General features: G+C 41.9%; 13 protein-coding genes. 7 read left to right on the forward strand and 6 right to left on the reverse strand.

The window, feature by feature from the left end:
* The first annotated feature begins 11 nt into the window (after positions 1-11).
* Complete coding sequence (cupA, locus tag H6G28_RS25495; protein WP_190675214.1) at positions 12-1337, forward strand: CO2 hydration protein CupA; 1326 nt, start codon at positions 12-14, stop codon at positions 1335-1337.
* A 79-nt stretch (positions 1338-1416) separates the two neighbouring features.
* Here cupA and H6G28_RS25500 read toward each other — a convergent pair whose 3' ends face one another.
* Together H6G28_RS25500 and H6G28_RS25505 are read right to left on the reverse strand one after the other, a co-directional pair.
* Positions 1417-1749: a DUF5615 family PIN-like protein gene (locus H6G28_RS25500; protein WP_190675216.1), complete on the reverse strand. Its 333-nt coding sequence runs from the start codon at positions 1747-1749 to the stop codon at positions 1417-1419.
* Positions 1746-1976 carry a DUF433 domain-containing protein gene (locus H6G28_RS25505; protein WP_190675218.1) on the reverse strand — a complete coding sequence of 77 codons (231 nt, stop codon included), beginning with the start codon at positions 1974-1976 and terminating at the stop codon, positions 1746-1748. The genes H6G28_RS25500 and H6G28_RS25505 overlap by 4 nt, the downstream gene beginning before the upstream one ends.
* A gap of 278 nt (positions 1977-2254) precedes the next feature.
* On the opposite strand from H6G28_RS25505, the gene H6G28_RS25510 reads away from it, so the two are divergent.
* A complete protein-coding gene (locus tag H6G28_RS25510) occupies positions 2255-2680 on the forward strand; it encodes a GIY-YIG nuclease family protein (RefSeq protein ID WP_190675220.1) in 426 nt (141 codons plus the stop codon).
* Positions 2681-2814: 134 nt separating this feature from the next.
* Positions 2815-3027, forward strand: coding sequence for a DUF433 domain-containing protein (locus tag H6G28_RS25515; protein WP_190675222.1), 213 nt, complete (start codon positions 2815-2817; stop codon positions 3025-3027).
* Positions 3028-3443: 416 nt separating this feature from the next.
* Here the strand turns inward: H6G28_RS25515 and H6G28_RS25520 are convergent, their stop codons facing one another.
* A complete protein-coding gene (locus H6G28_RS25520) occupies positions 3444-4040 on the reverse strand; it encodes a glyoxalase-like domain protein (protein WP_062294779.1) in 597 nt (198 codons plus the stop codon).
* Between the two features lie 198 nt (positions 4041-4238).
* On the opposite strand from H6G28_RS25520, the gene H6G28_RS25525 reads away from it, so the two are divergent.
* The 4 genes from H6G28_RS25525 (at position 4239) to H6G28_RS25540 (ending at position 13021) form a co-directional block, all read left to right on the forward strand.
* Complete coding sequence (locus H6G28_RS25525) at positions 4239-4877, forward strand: RNA polymerase sigma factor (RefSeq protein ID WP_190594220.1); 639 nt, start codon at positions 4239-4241, stop codon at positions 4875-4877.
* A gap of 90 nt (positions 4878-4967) precedes the next feature.
* The gene (locus tag H6G28_RS25530; RefSeq protein WP_190675224.1) at positions 4968-6089 is read left to right on the forward strand and encodes a tetratricopeptide repeat protein; all 1122 of its coding nucleotides are present in this window, start codon (positions 4968-4970) and stop codon (positions 6087-6089) included.
* 540 nt (positions 6090-6629) lie between these two features.
* Positions 6630-7964, forward strand: a complete 1335-nt coding sequence (locus H6G28_RS25535; RefSeq protein ID WP_190594222.1) for a P-loop NTPase fold protein — start codon at positions 6630-6632, stop codon at positions 7962-7964.
* Complete coding sequence (locus H6G28_RS25540; RefSeq protein WP_190675226.1) at positions 7937-13021, forward strand: WD40 repeat domain-containing protein; 5085 nt, start codon at positions 7937-7939, stop codon at positions 13019-13021. Before H6G28_RS25535 ends, H6G28_RS25540 begins: the two co-directional genes overlap by 28 nt.
* A gap of 7 nt (positions 13022-13028) precedes the next feature.
* Here the strand turns inward: H6G28_RS25540 and H6G28_RS25545 are convergent, their stop codons facing one another.
* From H6G28_RS25545 to H6G28_RS25555, 3 genes are all read right to left on the reverse strand, one after another.
* Positions 13029-15230 carry a transglycosylase SLT domain-containing protein gene (locus tag H6G28_RS25545; protein WP_190675228.1) on the reverse strand — a complete coding sequence of 734 codons (2202 nt, stop codon included), beginning with the start codon at positions 15228-15230 and terminating at the stop codon, positions 13029-13031.
* 463 nt (positions 15231-15693) lie between these two features.
* Complete coding sequence (locus H6G28_RS37680) at positions 15694-17022, reverse strand: glycosyltransferase (protein ID WP_190675230.1); 1329 nt, start codon at positions 17020-17022, stop codon at positions 15694-15696.
* Positions 17023-17026: 4 nt separating this feature from the next.
* Positions 17027-17293 carry a hypothetical protein gene (locus H6G28_RS25555; RefSeq protein ID WP_190594226.1) on the reverse strand — a complete coding sequence of 89 codons (267 nt, stop codon included), beginning with the start codon at positions 17291-17293 and terminating at the stop codon, positions 17027-17029.
* Positions 17294-17421: the final 128 nt, after the last annotated feature.

Genomic DNA, 17421 nt, shown 5'->3' on the forward strand with positions numbered 1-17421 from the left:
CAGGAACCAATATGGTACAAACTCCAGAAAAACCTGTGACAACTAAAATTCCACCTTCTCGCCATGAATTTGCGGAAGTAATTCATCGTTTAGAAGCTGGCGGTTCAATGTTACCAGACACGCCAGAAAACTTAATGCAAATCATCGGGATTTATAAAGCTTACGCTGTCCCGATGGATTTTTACTGGCGTGACTTATTATATATAGCTGAACAGGTATTTTTAGAGCCATTTGCCTTTTTTAAATACTTCTTACCCAAAGAGTATTTAGACCTGCATAATCATTACGCTGGCGATACTGCTGATTTAAGAATTTGGCGTGGTGAAGCAACAGCCCATCCTGAACTTTTGGCATTTATGGAAAAGGGTGAAACCTTGAAAATGCCAAAATTATTGCATCACTTATTCCACGATCGCATCAACATGGAATTTGCGGAAGCTTGTATGCGGGCAATGCTTTGGCATAGACACATGTATGCGCCAGTCAATCAATTTGATGCGTATCTCGACTCCGAAGAATACAAAGCCAACGCCGACAGGGCAATTAAAGCTTACTTCCAAGGCAACCCCGTAATGCTGGGACTGTACAAACTGTTTCCTGATATGTTTTTGGAACAGTGCCGCCAGATGTCCTACTACTCTAACCTCGGCTTGTTCTGGGAAGTCATGGCCCCGGTATTCTTTGAAATGTCCGACATCTACGACGAAGGTGGGTTTAAGGGTGTACCTGACGCAATGAACTTTTTGGTCAATGGCATATTTGCGATCGCAGGTCGTCCCATTTACCATCATGTTTATATCCGTGGCGAATGCTACGAAATTATCCCCAAATCAAAAGGCTTCACCTGGCTGTACGAAGCAGCATTACCCTACGTAGAAGCTGTATTCTACCGCACCGCCCCCTTTAGAGGCACAAAATCTTACAACGCCCAAGCCGGACAAGTGCCTGATGACCAAAAAGATTTCCACTACGGCATTCTCTACGCCGATGTCTTTCCTGTGGGAACTGCTGGTATTCCACCAACATTATTAATGCAAGATATGTTGCACTTTTTACCACAATATCTTGTTGATTACTACAAACAACATTGCCGTGGTGAAGACGATATGTTGATTCAGTTGGGTATTAGTTTCCAACGCTCAATGTATAACGTTACTTCTGCGGTAATTCAAGCCCTAAGAACTGCACTTTTATATCCCTTAGATGACCCTAATCCTAAACATTTGCAAGCCAATCGTGAGTTTTTTGAACAGCAATTAAATCGCTTTACCCGCGCTGATTATGGTATGCGTGATGCTGCCCGTCTACGGAATATTCAAACCCCAGATTATCGTTAATTAAACAGTGATGAGCTTTACTAATGACTGAACACAAGTTGATTTGAATTGAAGGCAGATACAACTTTTTCGTTCCCAATTAGTAAAGCTCTAGACAATGTAGATTAAGATTATTTAAAAGTTCTTTAATGGCTTCCTCTCCAGACCGAATTAGAGCTTCGATATAATTAGTAGGCGCATTTCCGCAACGTAGCCATATTACTTTGGGCGGTGAACCGTATAAACGGCTTCGCTCAACAAAGTCTGCATCTTGAGTGACAATGCAAAAATCATTCCTTTTAGCAAATTCCCAGATTTCAGTGTCAGTCCTTTCTTGGAGTGCATGAAACTGCACATGACTGGAATCAGGGAAAATATCTGCTAATCGAGTTGTCAGCTTGCGGCTCAAATTTTGATCAAATAGTAGCTTCAACCAGCACCTACCGAAGCAACAAGACGGTGTTCTCTGTCAGCAGCAAACTCTAAGCAAGCCCTGATGTCCGCTTCAGTCAACTCAGGAAAGTCTTCCAGAATCTCAGTATGAGACATCCCGACTGCTAACCAACCCAGAACATCGTACACAGTGATTCGCATCCGTCGAATACAGGGTTTGCCGCCTCGTTTGTCAGGTTCTATGGTAATAATGTCACGATAACTCATTTTGGTTGTTTATAATCTGTCTGATACGTCTCTAAGTTTAGAGCCGCCTAACACTGGGCTGCAACTTAGCCGTTAAATCGTTTTACTCATTGCTGCCCGACTGTGGAGTATTAAAAACCTACGTTAAATTATTTTCGATTAAACTCATACAAAAATCTACTGTTTGATTTCTGAATAAAGATGTGAATAAGAATTTTTCCGTGTATTCGGGTAGGAATTTACTGTAATTCTTAAGTAAAAAAGATTATACAGGAATTTTCTATTAGGGAGGTTCTTACATGGACAGACTTCTAGCGATCGAATTTAAGCTTGCTGGTCATTGGCTTATGGAAAATGGCAAGCTCAAATGCGAGCTGATACGCTGCTACTCCAGCCAGAAGAATGTCCTATACGCGTTCGTGTGCGATGGTCAAGTGAAATACGTAGGGAAGACTAAAGACACTCTTGCATCTCGGATGAGCGGATATAAGACACCGGGAAAATCTCAGACTACGAACATCAAGAACAACAGGCATATAAAAGAACTTCTTGCCAAGAAAGTTGCCGTTGAGATATTCGCACTTCCAGACAATGGACTGATGCACTACGGGCAGTTTCACTTGAACCTAGCTGCTGCGCTGGAAGATGACATCATCCGGATAATCGATCCTGAGTGGAACGCTCTAAACTTAAAGCAGGCAATCAGACATAATTGTAGCGATTGATATTGAAACCGGAGATTTTGAAGTTGACACGAGTAAAATAGCTGTTGGCGATCGCCTTGAAGCTTGTCACCCAGATGATTAGTTGTTGTATAGGCTAAAATATTGAAACACATCACTGCAACTAAATAATTGATATGACAGCCACAGCGCGTGTTATTCATAGTGACCCTGACATAATGGGAGGAACGCCTGTTTTTGTCGGAACTCGTGTGCCAATGAAAACGCTGCTTGATTATCTTGAAGCAGGTGATTCAATAGATGAGTTTTTAGATCATTTTCCCAGTGTAAGACGTGAGCAAGCGATCGCAGCCCTTGAGTTGGCAAAGGAAATGCTGACATCGAGATGAAATTACTGCGGATACTCAACAAAGTTTAGCGGATTTCCGTGGAGGTAGTTTTCAGGCTCTATCAGCCAAAAGTGTAATTGCTCAATTGCGCGAATCTTTGAACCAAGAAGAAGAATGAGACTTCTGGTTTTAACGCCGAAATTTAAGTGAGCATTCTGTAAATTTGTGAAACGAAATGCTGACCTTCAGCAACAAATTGAAGACACTCTTCAGCAAATGGAAGCAAGAATAATTAACCGCAGATGGACGCAGATAAATTTGTACCTCAACAGACGAGTAAAGGCTGTAGTGCAAATACTAACATTAATCAAAAAAGTCTTGAAAAACTTACTATTATTTTGCAGTGACCCAAAATAAATGTAGAGACATAGCATTACTACGTCTCTACATTTTTTCTCAATTTTTCACTTCTCTAATTAATTCGCTACTTCAGCGAGTTCAATAATCCGCCCTTCATAGTCTTTAATTAAGAAATTTAAAGGCTTTTGGTTGCGAATTTTAAATTTTAAACCACGGGTTTCTACCCGCAATAAAATCATTTCCAAGCAGTCACGGTCAAAACAAACGTGACGCTGTTGATTTTTGCTGCCTAAACTCGCTCCGGTAATGACGTGTAGCTGGGTATTCTTTTTCAGTTGATACCAGAGTCCTTCGTTGGCATTGTTCATTGTTTTGCCCGACCAACTGGGACTGGCGGACATATACAAAGGATCTATCGCCGTTGTGCCGATGGTTTGTTCATAGTTGTAGTAGTAGTGCAGAGGCACTTCTGCGGCTGGTAAATCGAGTAGCCCTTCGTACAACTGTCGAGCAATTTCCAAATCTGACACCATCACTGTGTGAACTTTGGGCGCACTGCTGAGAAACATCCACATCGCCCCAGCATAAGCCGCCAGCAGCATGACCATAATGCCTTGAGTCGAAAACAGACTATCTAAAGGCAGGGATGGTAAAAATGAGCCAAAAGTCAACGGGGCAAGTAAAAACTGCATTACATTAGCTGCTATAACCATGAACAAATTGAAGATTGTATAAGGGAGCCGCTTTTATTTTTATTGATAGAGACTAATATTAAGTCCTTGTCTTTAGTGTATCAATACTAAAGTGGTCTGATCTGGGACAGCAAACAGACATAAACGAAAATTTTACGGTTTGCACTCTGGGGCTATTGTTATAAACATTAATCTTAACAACTCTTAGCGAAAAGGCTTATGCAAATTCCTCATTTTCCCGAAACAAATCACCCGCTAGTTAAGTCGCTGTTTCATCACAATGACCAGGAACTGCTGAGTCTATTTCAACGATATCCAGAGGCTGGCAAGTATTTCACGGTGATTTTTTGTCGTTACAGCCCGATTGTATATACTTTAATTCAACATTCAGCGCGATCGCCTGTCCAGGCAGATTATCTGTTTGCCCTGACTTGGCGACATATCTATTACGAACTGGGCGGACTGGATTTAGAAAACCCCCAACCCGGACAAGAAGGTTTAACCTTACAAAATTGGCTGATTAACATCACAGCTTTTTGTATTAACGAGATTGAACTCCCGCCTACGGAAGCCATTCATTATTCGCTGCAAGCCACTTCGCCGCCTTTATGGTGTTATGTAGAAAAAGCTTTAGACCAGCTACCCCCGATTTTACGTTTGATGGTGTTGATGGCACAAACTTTCCATTGGAGTGAAACCAGAATTGCAGCTTATTTGCAAGCGGAAGGTGAAAGAATTGCCCCTGCCGAAGTAGCCAATTTTCTCCAGGAAGGCTATCGTATGCTAGAGGCTAAATTACCTGCTGACATCCGCTCTATATACCTGGGAGAAGATTTAGTTCTATCATCAACTACGTAATATTGCTGGTGCTGTTGGTAATCTTGCCGCACAAAATAAAACTTTTACTGAAACTTTATACTTTAAGCCGAATTTCCACAGGTAAGTTTTATGCAGCAACGGCATTTTTTCCCATCTGCTCACACCTTAAATTCTAGAAGCTACGAATTTTGGCTGCTTAAAGGTATCACTACTGGGCGGCGGGGTGATCATTTCCCATTTTTTAGTTTTTTCTTTTTACTGTTGACTTTTTTATTAACTCCAATTGTGGCCAATGCGAGTGATATTACTCAACAACTTCATCGTCCTGTAAACAGTTCGAGTTGGCAATATGACAGAGATGAAGCTGATAGTTTGCTGCGGATTGGTGAACAGCAATATCGCTCAGGTAATGCAGCAAAAACTATTGACTCTTGCTTACAAGCTTTAGAGATTTATCATTCCATTGGTGATGTCAGAGCTACCGGGTTAACTTATGAATTACTAGCTAAAGCTTATATTCAACAAGAGCGTTACAAAGAAGGGGAAGACGCTTTACGCCGAAGATTAGCGATCGCACGGGATAGCAAAGATTTTCAAGCCCAAATTTTTGCCTTAAATAATATTGCCGCAATTCTTCTGCAAAAAGAGGAAACTGTCGCCGCCGGAAAAGCTGTGCAAGAAGCATTAACTATCGCTCAAGGTGTGAACAATATCGAAGGACAAGGACTTTCTTTGAGCAATTTAGGTTTAGTTACTGCCAGACTGGGTGATTATAACAAGGCGATTAAACTTTATGAAACTGCTTTAAGTTATCGCCGCCAAAAAAATGATCCGATTGGGGAAGCCAACACTCTGAATAATTTAGGTGATGCTTATCTGGCGGCGGGGAATTATCCCGATACCATCGGCGCTTATGGGTTAGCAATGCGGTTGGCGAGACTGAATGGCGATCGCAATATTCAATTACGCGCCATTGATGGTTTAGTCAAGGCGCATACTTCTGTCGGACGCAATGAACGCGCTTTTGAATTACTCCAAGAACGTTTAGTCATCGCCCAAGAATTACAAAATCTGCCAGAACAGTTAAAATCATTTGAATCTTATGCTGCATTCTATGAGCGGTTAGGTAATTATGCCACAGCCAAGAATTTTTACGAACGAGCAATTGCGATCGCCAATACTCTAGAAGACACGAAACGCGAACTGGTGTTAAAAGATAGATTAACAAAGTTACAGAAAAAGCGCAGTTGATGTTTACGGGATTGGTTTTATCCAACTGTTGATTAAAATATGCGATGGAAAAGCAGATCCCCGAATTCTTGAAGAAGTCGGGGATCTATTTGTATTGAAGAAAAATATATCGTGGTTATCGACTCTGTGAGGTACAGGAAAAAATAATTAACCGCAGATGCACGCGGATGAACGCGGATGGAATTTGTGTGATTGACCTCAATTTGCTGCGACTATGTGATATAAAAAAAATAAATATAAATTAACTTAAAAAATCCTAATTACAGTCGGATTATTCAGTAATTCTTATTGTATAAATACCTAAATTAACACGATGTGCAACTTATTTTTTAAACCCCTCTCCAAACCTCTCCCCGACGCGGAGAGAGGCTTTGAGTCTTGCTCCCCTTCCCTGTCTGCGACACGCTGCGCGAACGTAGGGAAGGGGTTGGGGGTTAGGTTTAAGAGAAAGTTGCACACGACATAAATTAATCAAGATAAATATATTTATTGAGCAGGTTGCACTCTCCCTGATTGTTCCCAGAGTAAATAAAATTAATTATGCCTTTAGATTTAGAAAGATTTTATCAGGCTTGCAATCCTAGTCGCCCTCTGGTCATGGGAGATGCAAGCGATCGCCGTTATTATATCGATTTTGCGGCGGTGCGGGGCGGCAAAATTATTGAGGCTCTGCTGCGGACAATTACGCGAATTTCTCCTGATACTCCCACTTGTCAATTGTTTACGGGACATTTGGGTTGTGGTAAATCGACGGAATTATTGCGGTTGAAAGCCGAGTTAGAAGAGCAGAAATTTCATGTAGTTTATTTTGAGTCTACCCATGTCTTAGAAATGGCGGATGTGGATGTAACAGATATTTTACTGGCGATCGCAGGACAAGTGAGCGAAAGTCTGGAAGCGAAAAAAATCCGCCTCAAGCCGAGTTACTTCACGAAATTATTTACAGAAGTTGTCGATTTTTTACAAACACCAATTGACTTTGGTGTAGAAGCAGAATTATCTGTGGGGATAGCGAAAATCACCGCCAAAACCAAAGAAAGTCCCCAACTGCGGCGACGGTTAAGAGATTATCTCGAACCGCGTACCCAAAATATTTTGCAGTCCATCAATAAAGAACTCCTAGAACGCGCCAACAACGAACTAAAAAATCAAGGTAAGAAAGGTCTAGTGGTCATTGTTGATAACTTGGATAGGGTCGCAATTCGGCCTTTACCATCGGGGCGATCGCTGCCAGAATACTTATTTATTGAACGTGGCGAACAATTACGTAAACTAGCTTGTCACTTAGTTTACACTATCCCTTTATCTTTAATTTTTTCTAATGATAGTGCCGAACTGCAACATCGTTTAGGTGGTGGGGTTGCGCCCAAGGTTTTACCGATGATCCCTGTACGTTTGCGTTCTGGGGAAATATTTAACCAAGGGCTATCACTGATGCGACAAATGGTCTTAGCCAGAGCTTTTCCTGACATTGAAGTGAGCGATCGCTTAAGCTTAGTTACAGAGATATTTGATAACCTGGAAACTTTGGATCGATTGTGCTTAATTAGCGGTGGTCATGTCCGGGATTTACTGGGGTTGCTGTTTGACTGCTTAAGAGAACAAGATCCACCTTTTGAGCGTGACTGTGTAGAACTAGTAATTCAACGTCAACGAGACTACCGCGCCCACGCCATTGACCCCCATGAATGGGAACTAATTTTTCAGGTGGTAGAACAGCAAAGAGTTGGTGGTGACATCGCCTATCACGCTCTTTTACGCAGTTTATTTGTCTTTGAATATCGTGACCATCGAGGTGCTTGGTTTGCTGTCAACCCAGTTATCGCTGAGACACAAAAATTTCAATCATGGTTGAAGATTCACAAGCAGATATAAAATCAGCTAACAAGCGGGCTTTACGCAGTTTAAGCAGAGCAATTTCCCTATCGCGGGGACAATTTTCTGTAGTGTTGGTTTGTTGTAACTATCGGGTTTTACAAACGCAAATCCTCCAACAAATAGAAGCATCTGCATCAAGTCCAGTCCACAAACTCGTGATTCCCCAAAATGCGAGAAGTCTTTACAGCACAATTCATATCCAGTTGCGGACTGATGAACCGCAACCATCTGCATTGAATATTTTGGGTTTAGAATCGGTAGAACATATTGATGATTTACTCAGTTCAATTAATCAAATTCGGGATGAATTTCCCAAACGTCACCTATTCCCGATGATTTTTTGGGTGAATGATGAAATATTGCAAAAAGTCGTGCGGTTAGCACCAGATTTTGCGAGTTGGGCGGCGACACCAATTCGCTTTGAAATGACGACTACACAACTGCAAGATTTTTTACGCCAAGAAACTGACTCGTTATTTGCAACAGTTTTACCGACACAACATCAAGATAATTCTGGTAATGAGCAATATTCTACCTTAGAGCAAATCTGGGAACATAACGATGAACTGCATTTTGCCATTCAGGAATTACGTCATCGCGGAATTACTTTAGAACCAGAATTATACGCCAGTTTAGAATTTGTGTTTGGCTTGGATAATTATGTTGGCGATCGCATTCAGCGAGCCTTAACTCATTTTCAACAAAGTTTAAAAGTTTGGCAACAATTAGCCTTAGAAAACCATACTGAAAATTCTCTCTCCACCATTCCCAATACTTGGACTACGGAATTAGATATTCTTAGTAATCATACTTCACCCTTAGTCCGTCAAGGTGTATTACTTTATTATTTGGGTTTGTGTTATATCCGCCTCGCCGAACAAAATCAAATTGAAAATCGTCGTTGTTGGGATGAATCGAAAGCTTATTTACAACAATCATGTAATGTTTTAGAGTTGGCGCAGCGATTTGATATTGTTGCCGAATTTATTAGTCAACTTGCAGAAGTTTTAGAACATTTAGAAGAGTGGTCAGAATTACAGACTGTAGCGCAAAAATCTTTAGAACTGCATCAAATTTATGGTAGTCAAATTCAACTTGCTTGTGACTATGGTTTTTTAGCTCAAGTTGCTTTACAACAGTCGCGTTGGATGCAGGCGAGTATTTTAGCCCATGTGTCTTTATTAAAATTAGGAGAAGCTCAAAGACAAGGTGCTTCCCATCAATATTTATTCCCTTCGTTACTGGCACAAATTTATTATTTAATTTTAGCCGAAGCCCAACAAAGTTTAGGCGACCATAAAATTGCGAACGAATATTTAGAAAAAGCTGCAAAAGCCCTACCGAATGCTTTGGAAAATAGCGCCCATCAATATAACGCCCATCGTTATATTCGCTTATTACGCACACTGCGATCGCTTTACTTTGCGGCTGGGCGATATTCAGAAGCTTATACTATCAGACAAAAACGGCGTTCTGTTGAACAACAATATGGTTTTAGGGCTTTTATTGGTGCGGGACGCTTACAACCCCAACGACAAGCCACTAACCCCGCCTTGATGTCACCTTCGGGAACCAGCAGCGTCGCTTTAGAAATTGCGGCTTCCGGGCGAGAGGGCGATATTAATAACTTAATTGGCAAAATTAGCCGCGCTGACCAAAAATTAATGATTATTCACGGTCAGTCTGGTGTCGGTAAAAGTTCCACCGTTAGCGCCGGGTTAGTCCCAGCCTTACAAAATCGTACCGTCGGCGACCAAATTGCCGTGCCTGTAGTGATTCAAGTTTACACAGATTGGGTGCGTGAATTTGGGAAAGCTTTAACGGCGGCGATGTCTCACATTCAGCGAGAAGAAGTCATAGAAGTCAGCGCATCTGATACCCATATCCCCATCACCACGGCTGATATTTTGACCAAATTAACTGAAAATGCCAATAAACATTTAATTACAGTTTTAATTTTTGACCAATTTGAAGAATTTTTCTTTACTTGTAGTAAGTTAGCAGAGAGGCAAAAATTTGATAGATTTTTGCGAGATTGTTTAAATGTTTCCTTTGTGAAAATCATCTTTTCCATCCGGGAAGATTATTTATATCGCTTGTTGGAATTTAAAAATCTCGCCGCCTTAGAAGCGATTGATTATAATATTCTTGATAAAAATATTCGGTATCAATTAAATAATTTTTCTCCTGAATATGCCAAGGTAATTATTCAAAAATTAACCGAGCGATCGCAGATGAGTTTAGAACCTGCGTTAATCGAGGCTTTGGTCGAAGATTTATCCGCAGATTTGGGCGAAGTCCGACCAATAGAATTACAAGTTGTGGGCGCACAACTCCAAGATGAACGGATTAATACATTAGCCCAATATCAACCATATCGCCCCAACAAACTGATTGAGCGGTATATTAAAGAACTAATCAAAGATTGCGGCCCCGAAAATGAACGCGCCGCGTTATTAGTTTTATATTTACTCACAGATGAAACTAATCAAAGACCTTTTAAAACCCGTGCCGAATTAACTACAGAAATTGCTGAATTAGAAGATGCGGGTAAATTAGAATTAGTCTTGAATATTTTAGTTAGTTCTGGTTTGGTTGTGTTATTTCCTGATGTACCGGAACGCTATCAACTAATTCATGATTACTTAGTAGATTTGATTCGGTACTTGCAAGAACAAGAATCAAGTTTACAAGCCAAACTTGATCAATTACGCCGCAAAGTGGATCAAAGTGAATTTGAAATTGAACGCCTCAAAAGTGAATTGCGCCAAAAAAAGCAACAAGCTAGACTCCCAGAATCTCCGCCCCCGCAAGGGTTTGATTTAGTTACAGAATTACGAGAATTACGCAAGCGTGAAGAATTAAGTCAGTTAGAAATTGAACAATTAAGGTCGGTGCTGAAAGAAAAGGAACTCACAGCGCAACTCGCAGCCGCCCAAGAAAAACAAAGGCTGAACGAAGCCAGGTTAAACCGTTCTTTGAAAGTTGCTTTATCGGTAGCATTTTTAGCAATTGTTGGCTTGTCAATTTCCATCATTAGCGTTTTAGATAGCGAAATTAAAACCCTGAGTGTTTCTAGTGAAGCTTTATTTGCATCCCAAAAAGGTATCGATGCGTTAAAAGAAGGAATCAAAGCCGGGAGAAAATTAGAACAGGCTATTTGGGTAGACCCCTCCACACAACAGCAAGTGCAAACGGCGTTATACCAAGCAGTATCAGGTGTCAGGGAGGTTAACAGGTTAGAAAGTCATACCGGAGGGGTGAATAGTGCTGTATTTAGCCGAGATCGCTTCTTAATTGTCTCCGGTAGCGCCGATAATACAATTAAACTCTGGCGGGCTGATGGTACTTTACTCAAAACTCTGTTGGGACATGAAGATATAGTTAACAGTGTTAGTTTTAGTCCCGATGGGCAAATTATCGCCTCTGGTAGTCAAGACATGACCGTGAGATTATGGAGTCGGGAAGGCAAATTACTCCACACCCTCAAAAGTCATACGGCTGTAGTGAATAGCGTGAGTTTCAGTCCCGATGGGCAAGTTATCGCCTCAGCCAGCACTGACAACACCGTAAAATTATGGAGTCGTGACGGGAAATTACTCCGCACCTTAAGCGGACATCAAAGTTCTGTTTTAGATGTAGCTTGGTCGCCAGATAATCAAATTCTCGCTTCAGCCAGTGCTGATCAAACTATCAAACTTTGGAACCGGGAAGGTAAATTACTCAAAACTTGGCCAGCACATAATGATGCTGTCAAAAGTCTAGCTTGGTCGCCCGACAGTAAAACCCTTGTTTCTGGCAGTTTAGACCAAACAATTAAACTCTGGAATCTCCAAGGTCAACTCATCAGAACTTTTTCTGGTCACACAGCAGAAATCACCAGCGTCAGTTTTAGTCCCAACGGTCATACAATTGCCTCAGCTAGTCTCGACCAAACCGTGAAATTGTGGAGTCCCACAGGTTTACTGTTGGGAACTCTCCGGGGTCATAACAATTGGGTAAACAGTGTGAGTTTTAGTTCTGACAGCCGGACTGTGATTTCCGCGAGTCGGGACAAAACTGTGAAACTTTGGCGCTGGGATGATGTGCTGTTACGTAACCCCAACAGCGACCAAGCTGACTGGATTACCAGTATCAGTTTTAGCCCTGATAGCCGCAATATCGCCGCCGCCAGTCGAGATTCCACAGTCAAAATCTTAAATAGGCAAGGGCAAATTTTACGTACCTTCTCAGGTCACAAAGGTCAAGTTTGGGGGGTGGCTTGGTCAAGGGATGGTCAAAATATTGCCTCAAGTAGTAAAGATAAAACCGTCAAGTTGTGGAGTCGGGACGGTAAACTGCTGCATACTTTAACAGGTCATCAAGATACAGTATTGGCGGTAGCTTGGTCGCCCGATGGTCAAGTTATCGCCTCAGCGAGTAAAGATCAAACCGTCAAGCTGTGGAATCGGGATGGCAAACTGCTGCACACTTTAACAGGACATCAAGACGCTGTAAATTGGGTAGATTTTAGCCCTGATGGTCAATTGTTAGCCTCCGCCAGCGACGATAAAACAGTGATGATTTGGAGTCGGGACGGCAAACCACAAAAAACTTTAAAAGGTCATAATCGTCCGGTGAATGGTGTGGCTTGGTCTAGTGATGGTCAAACTTTAGCTTCCGCAAGTATTGATAGCACAGTTAAAATTTGGAGTCGAGACGGTAAACTACTCAATGATATTTCGGGAGACGGTGATAGCTTCATTAGTGTGAGTTTTAGTCCTGATGGCAAAATGTTGGTAGCAGCCAGTGAAGATAAACTCAAACTCTGGAACCGAGATGGTAGATTACTTATTGCACTCAAAGGTGATAAAGAAGAATTAACGAGTGTGAATTTTAGCCCAGATGGTAAAACTCTGGCAGCAGGTAGCGGTAAAGGAATGGTAGTTTTTCGGACTTTAGCAGATATTAAACTCGAAAATTTGCTGAGACGGGGTTGCGATTTGTTACATGATTATTTGCAGAAAAATCCTAAAGTTAGTCAGAGCGATCGCAGTTTGTGTTTGAAACAGTAAACCAAAATCATTGATTTGGTAATTTTGGATGTTCCTTGGAGTATTTTGCTACTAAGCCCGAAATTTCTGGGTTGTAAAGTCGCAGATAATTCCAATAATTACCAAAAACTTGACGGACGTAATTTTTAGTTTCATCAAAGGGAATTTCTTCGACAAATTCATCAGGGTCTTCTTTGGGTAAAGTTTGCAACCATTTAGAAACATTACCAGGGCCAGCATTGTAACTCGCTATAGCCAGCAATGAATTATTCCCATACTTTTGATGAGTATAATCCAAATACAATGTACCCACACTAATGTTGTCATTGGGAACTGTTAAATCAAAGTTTTTCCCATCTAAATTATTTTTTGAAGCAATCCATTGACCAGTGCTGGGTAACACTTGCATCAGTCCAACAGCACCAGCCACTGATTTAATTTCCGGCTCAAATCGTGATTCTTGACGAATTAATCCTGTAACTAGTAAGGGATTTAGTTTACGTTCGGCCGACCATTTTTCAATTTCTTTGAGATAAGGAAATGGATAGCGGGCTTGCCAGTAAGTGATTTGTTTACTTAAGGCTTGATATTGTTCTTTTTCTGCGGCTGTTTCTCTATCTTCCAACTTAGAAATAATATCTATTCCCGAAAGATTTTCGCCCCTAGCTAGACGCATCAAACCTTCAGTAAATTGTTCGGCAACTGATGGCTGTTTTTTATTCAGAAATTCTGTTTCCCATTGCAACCAAGCATCACGGTCTTGAGCTAATAAATATAATTCTTTAAAGGTCTCAGAACCGGCGGTGGGAATTGGGCGCAGGCGCGGCACAACTTCCGGGTTGAGGTCGCGGACATTGTTAAAGTTGCCGACATTCAGCCCCAGAATATTAGCCGATCGCCAGGCATAATAAGACTGAGGAAACTGGCTGACTACATACTCAAAGGCTGATTTGGCTTCTTGTTGTTTGCCGAGTCTAACCGCCCATTTTCCTACCCAAAACCCGGCTCTGGGAGCCAAAATGCTGTTCGGGTTATTGGTGGTAATTGGTTGCGCCCATTCCCAAGCTGTGACGTAATCTCTGGCTTTGGCTTTATCTAGGGCAATTTTCCAGCGATATTCTGCCGCTTCATCAGAGTCACCATACTTGCCTAGTAGTAAATCCCAGGCTTGTTGTGCCGATTTTTGATCATTCAGCCCTGCGAGAATTTTGGCTTTGGTGGCTAGGGCGGTGGGGGCTTGTTCGGGGAATTGGGCAATGACTTGATTGAGGTATGGTATGGCATCTTGGCGAGTTTTAGCCATATCTGCCAAACGTAACAATGCGGTTCCCGTTTCTTCGGCTTTGGGGAATTGCTGGACTAATTGCTTGTAGGTGGCGATCGCTTTTTCTCTTTCTTGGCTTTGTCCACCTATTTGTAAGCCGCGCCCTATCCTGTAGAGAGTTTGGGCAGTTTTGGGTGCTTTTGTATAAGCGATCGCAGCTTTCCGAAATTGGGTATTTTCCCAATAAGCTGTGCCAATAGTCTCCCAATCGGCGGGTTTGAGGTTGGGCTGTTTTACCAATTGATCTAAGATGCCCACGATTCCTGCCTGATTGTAGGCATATTTCGCCAAAATTAATTTTAACTGGGGCTGATTGGGATTTTTTTGCAATCGCTGGCGAATAATTTCCCAGGTGAGGGGATGGGAAGGAAATTGGGCGATCGCCCGATCTTGAGATTCTGGTTGACCGATTAAATATAATGCTTTCGCCGCCGCCGCTTCTTTGGGATATGCTTTCAGGACTTTTTGGCGCAAATCGGAAGCTTTGCCTTGTTCACCTAACAAGTCCTGTGCTTGGGCTTGTTTCAGCAAGATGTAGGGCGCTAATACAGGATAGTCTTTTTCTAATCCTGTCAATAAATCTAGGGCTGCTTGAGCATCTCTGGTTTCAAGTAAATCACTGGCTAACAGATAGCGGGCGCGATTTCGGTCTGCTGAAGCCGAGCCTTTAGCGATCGCTTCTAATTTTGCGGCTCTTTCCACTGGTGATTGTGCCACCAATGGGAACACAGCCGATTTGACTTTGTTGGCTTCTGATAGTTCGTCTGACTGAGTTTGATTTATTTTCAGCCATTGAGCCACTGTTTTGCCAATCTCCGGTGCTGACACCATTGCGCCAGCCGAAAAGGCGAAAACTGCCGCGCCAATAATTATAGGAACTTGGTTTTTTTTAAGTTGCTTCAGCATTGATACTCGCTGAAAATTTTTGATGAATTTTTGAAACTCTAGCATTGTTAGCTAGAAGTGTTAGCAATTTTTAATTTTTGCAACTTTCTAATTTTACATAAGGACTTCCCATAATACATCTATTTTATTTATTCAGCCATAATCTATACATAGCAGGAATGTGAGCCAATTTTATTGGTAGTTGATCCCACAGAATTCAGAATTCAGGAGTCAGAATTCAGTATAGATTATCAGCCCAGGCGTAGATGAAGAAAAAAGTTTAACACCACTCACAAGGCAAAAGTCAAACAATTTTGGATTTTAGATTTGCGATTTTAGATTAAATCCAAAATCCAAAATCCAAAATCTAAAATTCGGAGGGTCAAAAGAAAGAATATTAATCCCACAAGCCTTTTAGCAATTTCTTATGGTCACTGAGCGTACTTGTACTGAGCGCAGCCGAAGTAGCCGAAGTGTGGTCTGTTTATTTTCGCCGACCTGTACTAGTTATACCCAGCTTATTATGAGAGAGAAATTTCATTTTCTGCCAAATGGGTAATAAATCCTCTTGAAAAACTTCCCTCCAAGAAGGATGACACTGTTCAATATATTGGCGAGCCGCTTGACTCACACCATCGCGCATCTGCAAATCTTGGAGATAAGGTTTCAGCGCCTCTGCCCAAGCTTGGGGACTAGAATTTTTAATCACAATGCCATCTCTATCAGGCTGTTGGATAAACTGCACACTGCCACTATGGGCGGATACAAATACAGGTAGTCCTGATGATTTTGCTTCTAACACCACGTTCGGAGATATTTCACTATCGGAGGGGAAGACAAACATATCTGCACTGGCGTAAATCCAAGCAAGGCTTTCTTGGGGTAACACACCGGTTAGGGTGATATGGGGTGCTAAAAGTTGCTGTATCTTGGCTTTGGCAGTGCCTTCACCCACAATCAAGACGTGTAAAGCATATCCTTGGTCTAGCAATTGACAGGCAGCTTGAGCTAAGGTCATGATGCGTTTACTCTCGTCTACCCGTCCGACAAACAACAGTACCGGGACTTCTGGCGGGATACCAAAGGTGGTTTGTAAAAGAGCGCGATCGCGGTGTTGGGGGTGAAATCGCTGCTGATCTATCCCTCGCCGTAGTCGAGACAAGCGCGACTGAGAGACAAATTTTTGCATCACCGGGAAATCTTCTGGTTTGGAGAGCAACACCCAATCACTATCGCTAATCAACTTGTGCCAGCGCCGCATCATTTGTTGTTCTAGGCGCTCACCTAATTTCCACCGTTCCCATATCAAATTGACTAACCATTCCCAAACCAAAATCCGGCGAATAATCTCTTGAGAGTAAATCCGTGTAAAACTGCCTAAATCTGTGTGAGTGGAACATACCAAAGGAACTTTGTACCGTTGCGCTATCCAGTGGGCTGTGCGTGCAAAACTAAAGGCACTGGTAATGTGTAAAACATCGTGCTGTCGCAGTTGCCAAACTAAACCTAAATGGTAGGGCGATAAGTCGGTATTGCGAGAACGTTCATGGAGAAATGGTATATGCTTAGTTCCCAACATCGGTGGCAAGATGCGGTAACGTACATTCGGCGCGATCGCTATTTCTTGGGGCTTATTTCCCAGGTAATAAATTGTTAAGTCTATCTGGGGAAAATCAATTGCCGCTTCCGCAAATCTTTCCCAACATTTCACATGACCGCCGGCATACAATCCCCACTCTAAATCCACGAGTATTCCAACTGATAGGGAATGTTGTCCAACAATTGCCTCTCTAGACTTTTGTTGTCTTACCACTTGTTTAGCCTACTGTAATGCTTTGGACTTTAATATTGCTGTTCACTGGTAATTGGCAGCCATCATACTGATAATTATTTGCTGTTTTTAATACCAGTTGCTTGGGGTAATTATTGAAGAGAATATTACTTTCTACCTTGTAGTAAATACGTAGGTAATAGATTCTGCTGGGAAAATCGTTCTTGTCTGGAAGTGGCGCGGCTGAAGACAATAGAGCGCGATCGCTACCATCTCCCCCGGCAGGATACCAAAGAAAATCAATCAAATTCATGACAGACCCTTATATGATTGCATTAAAAAACAACAGGATGAGAATCTGTCTTGTCCATGCCCAATCATGTGGTGATTTTAGAAAAATGTGTATATTTGGACAGTTACAGAATTTTAAAATATCACAGT

It is taken from the genome of Nostoc sp. FACHB-190, from assembly GCF_014696905.1.
Classification (GTDB): Bacteria; Cyanobacteriota; Cyanobacteriia; order Cyanobacteriales; family Nostocaceae; genus Nostoc_B.

Bases quoted from the DNA above. Each gene is read 5' to 3' on its own strand.
- cupA (WP_190675214.1), top strand. From the start codon at position 12: ATGGTACAAACTCCAGAAAAACCTGTGACAACTAAAATTCCACCTTCT.
- H6G28_RS25505 (WP_190675218.1), bottom strand. From the start codon at position 1,976: ATGAGTTATCGTGACATTATTACCATAGAACCTGACAAACGAGGCGGC.
- H6G28_RS25510 (WP_190675220.1), top strand. From the start codon at position 2,255: ATGGACAGACTTCTAGCGATCGAATTTAAGCTTGCTGGTCATTGGCTT.
- H6G28_RS25515 (WP_190675222.1), top strand. From the start codon at position 2,815: ATGACAGCCACAGCGCGTGTTATTCATAGTGACCCTGACATAATGGGA.
- H6G28_RS25520 (WP_062294779.1), bottom strand. From the start codon at position 4,040: ATGGTTATAGCAGCTAATGTAATGCAGTTTTTACTTGCCCCGTTGACT.
- H6G28_RS25525 (WP_190594220.1), top strand. From the start codon at position 4,239: ATGCAAATTCCTCATTTTCCCGAAACAAATCACCCGCTAGTTAAGTCG.
- H6G28_RS25530 (WP_190675224.1), top strand. From the start codon at position 4,968: ATGCAGCAACGGCATTTTTTCCCATCTGCTCACACCTTAAATTCTAGA.
- H6G28_RS25535 (WP_190594222.1), top strand. From the start codon at position 6,630: ATGCCTTTAGATTTAGAAAGATTTTATCAGGCTTGCAATCCTAGTCGC.
- H6G28_RS25540 (WP_190675226.1), top strand. From the start codon at position 7,937: ATGGTTGAAGATTCACAAGCAGATATAAAATCAGCTAACAAGCGGGCT.
- H6G28_RS25545 (WP_190675228.1), bottom strand. From the start codon at position 15,230: ATGCTGAAGCAACTTAAAAAAAACCAAGTTCCTATAATTATTGGCGCG.
- H6G28_RS25555 (WP_190594226.1), bottom strand. From the start codon at position 17,293: ATGAATTTGATTGATTTTCTTTGGTATCCTGCCGGGGGAGATGGTAGC.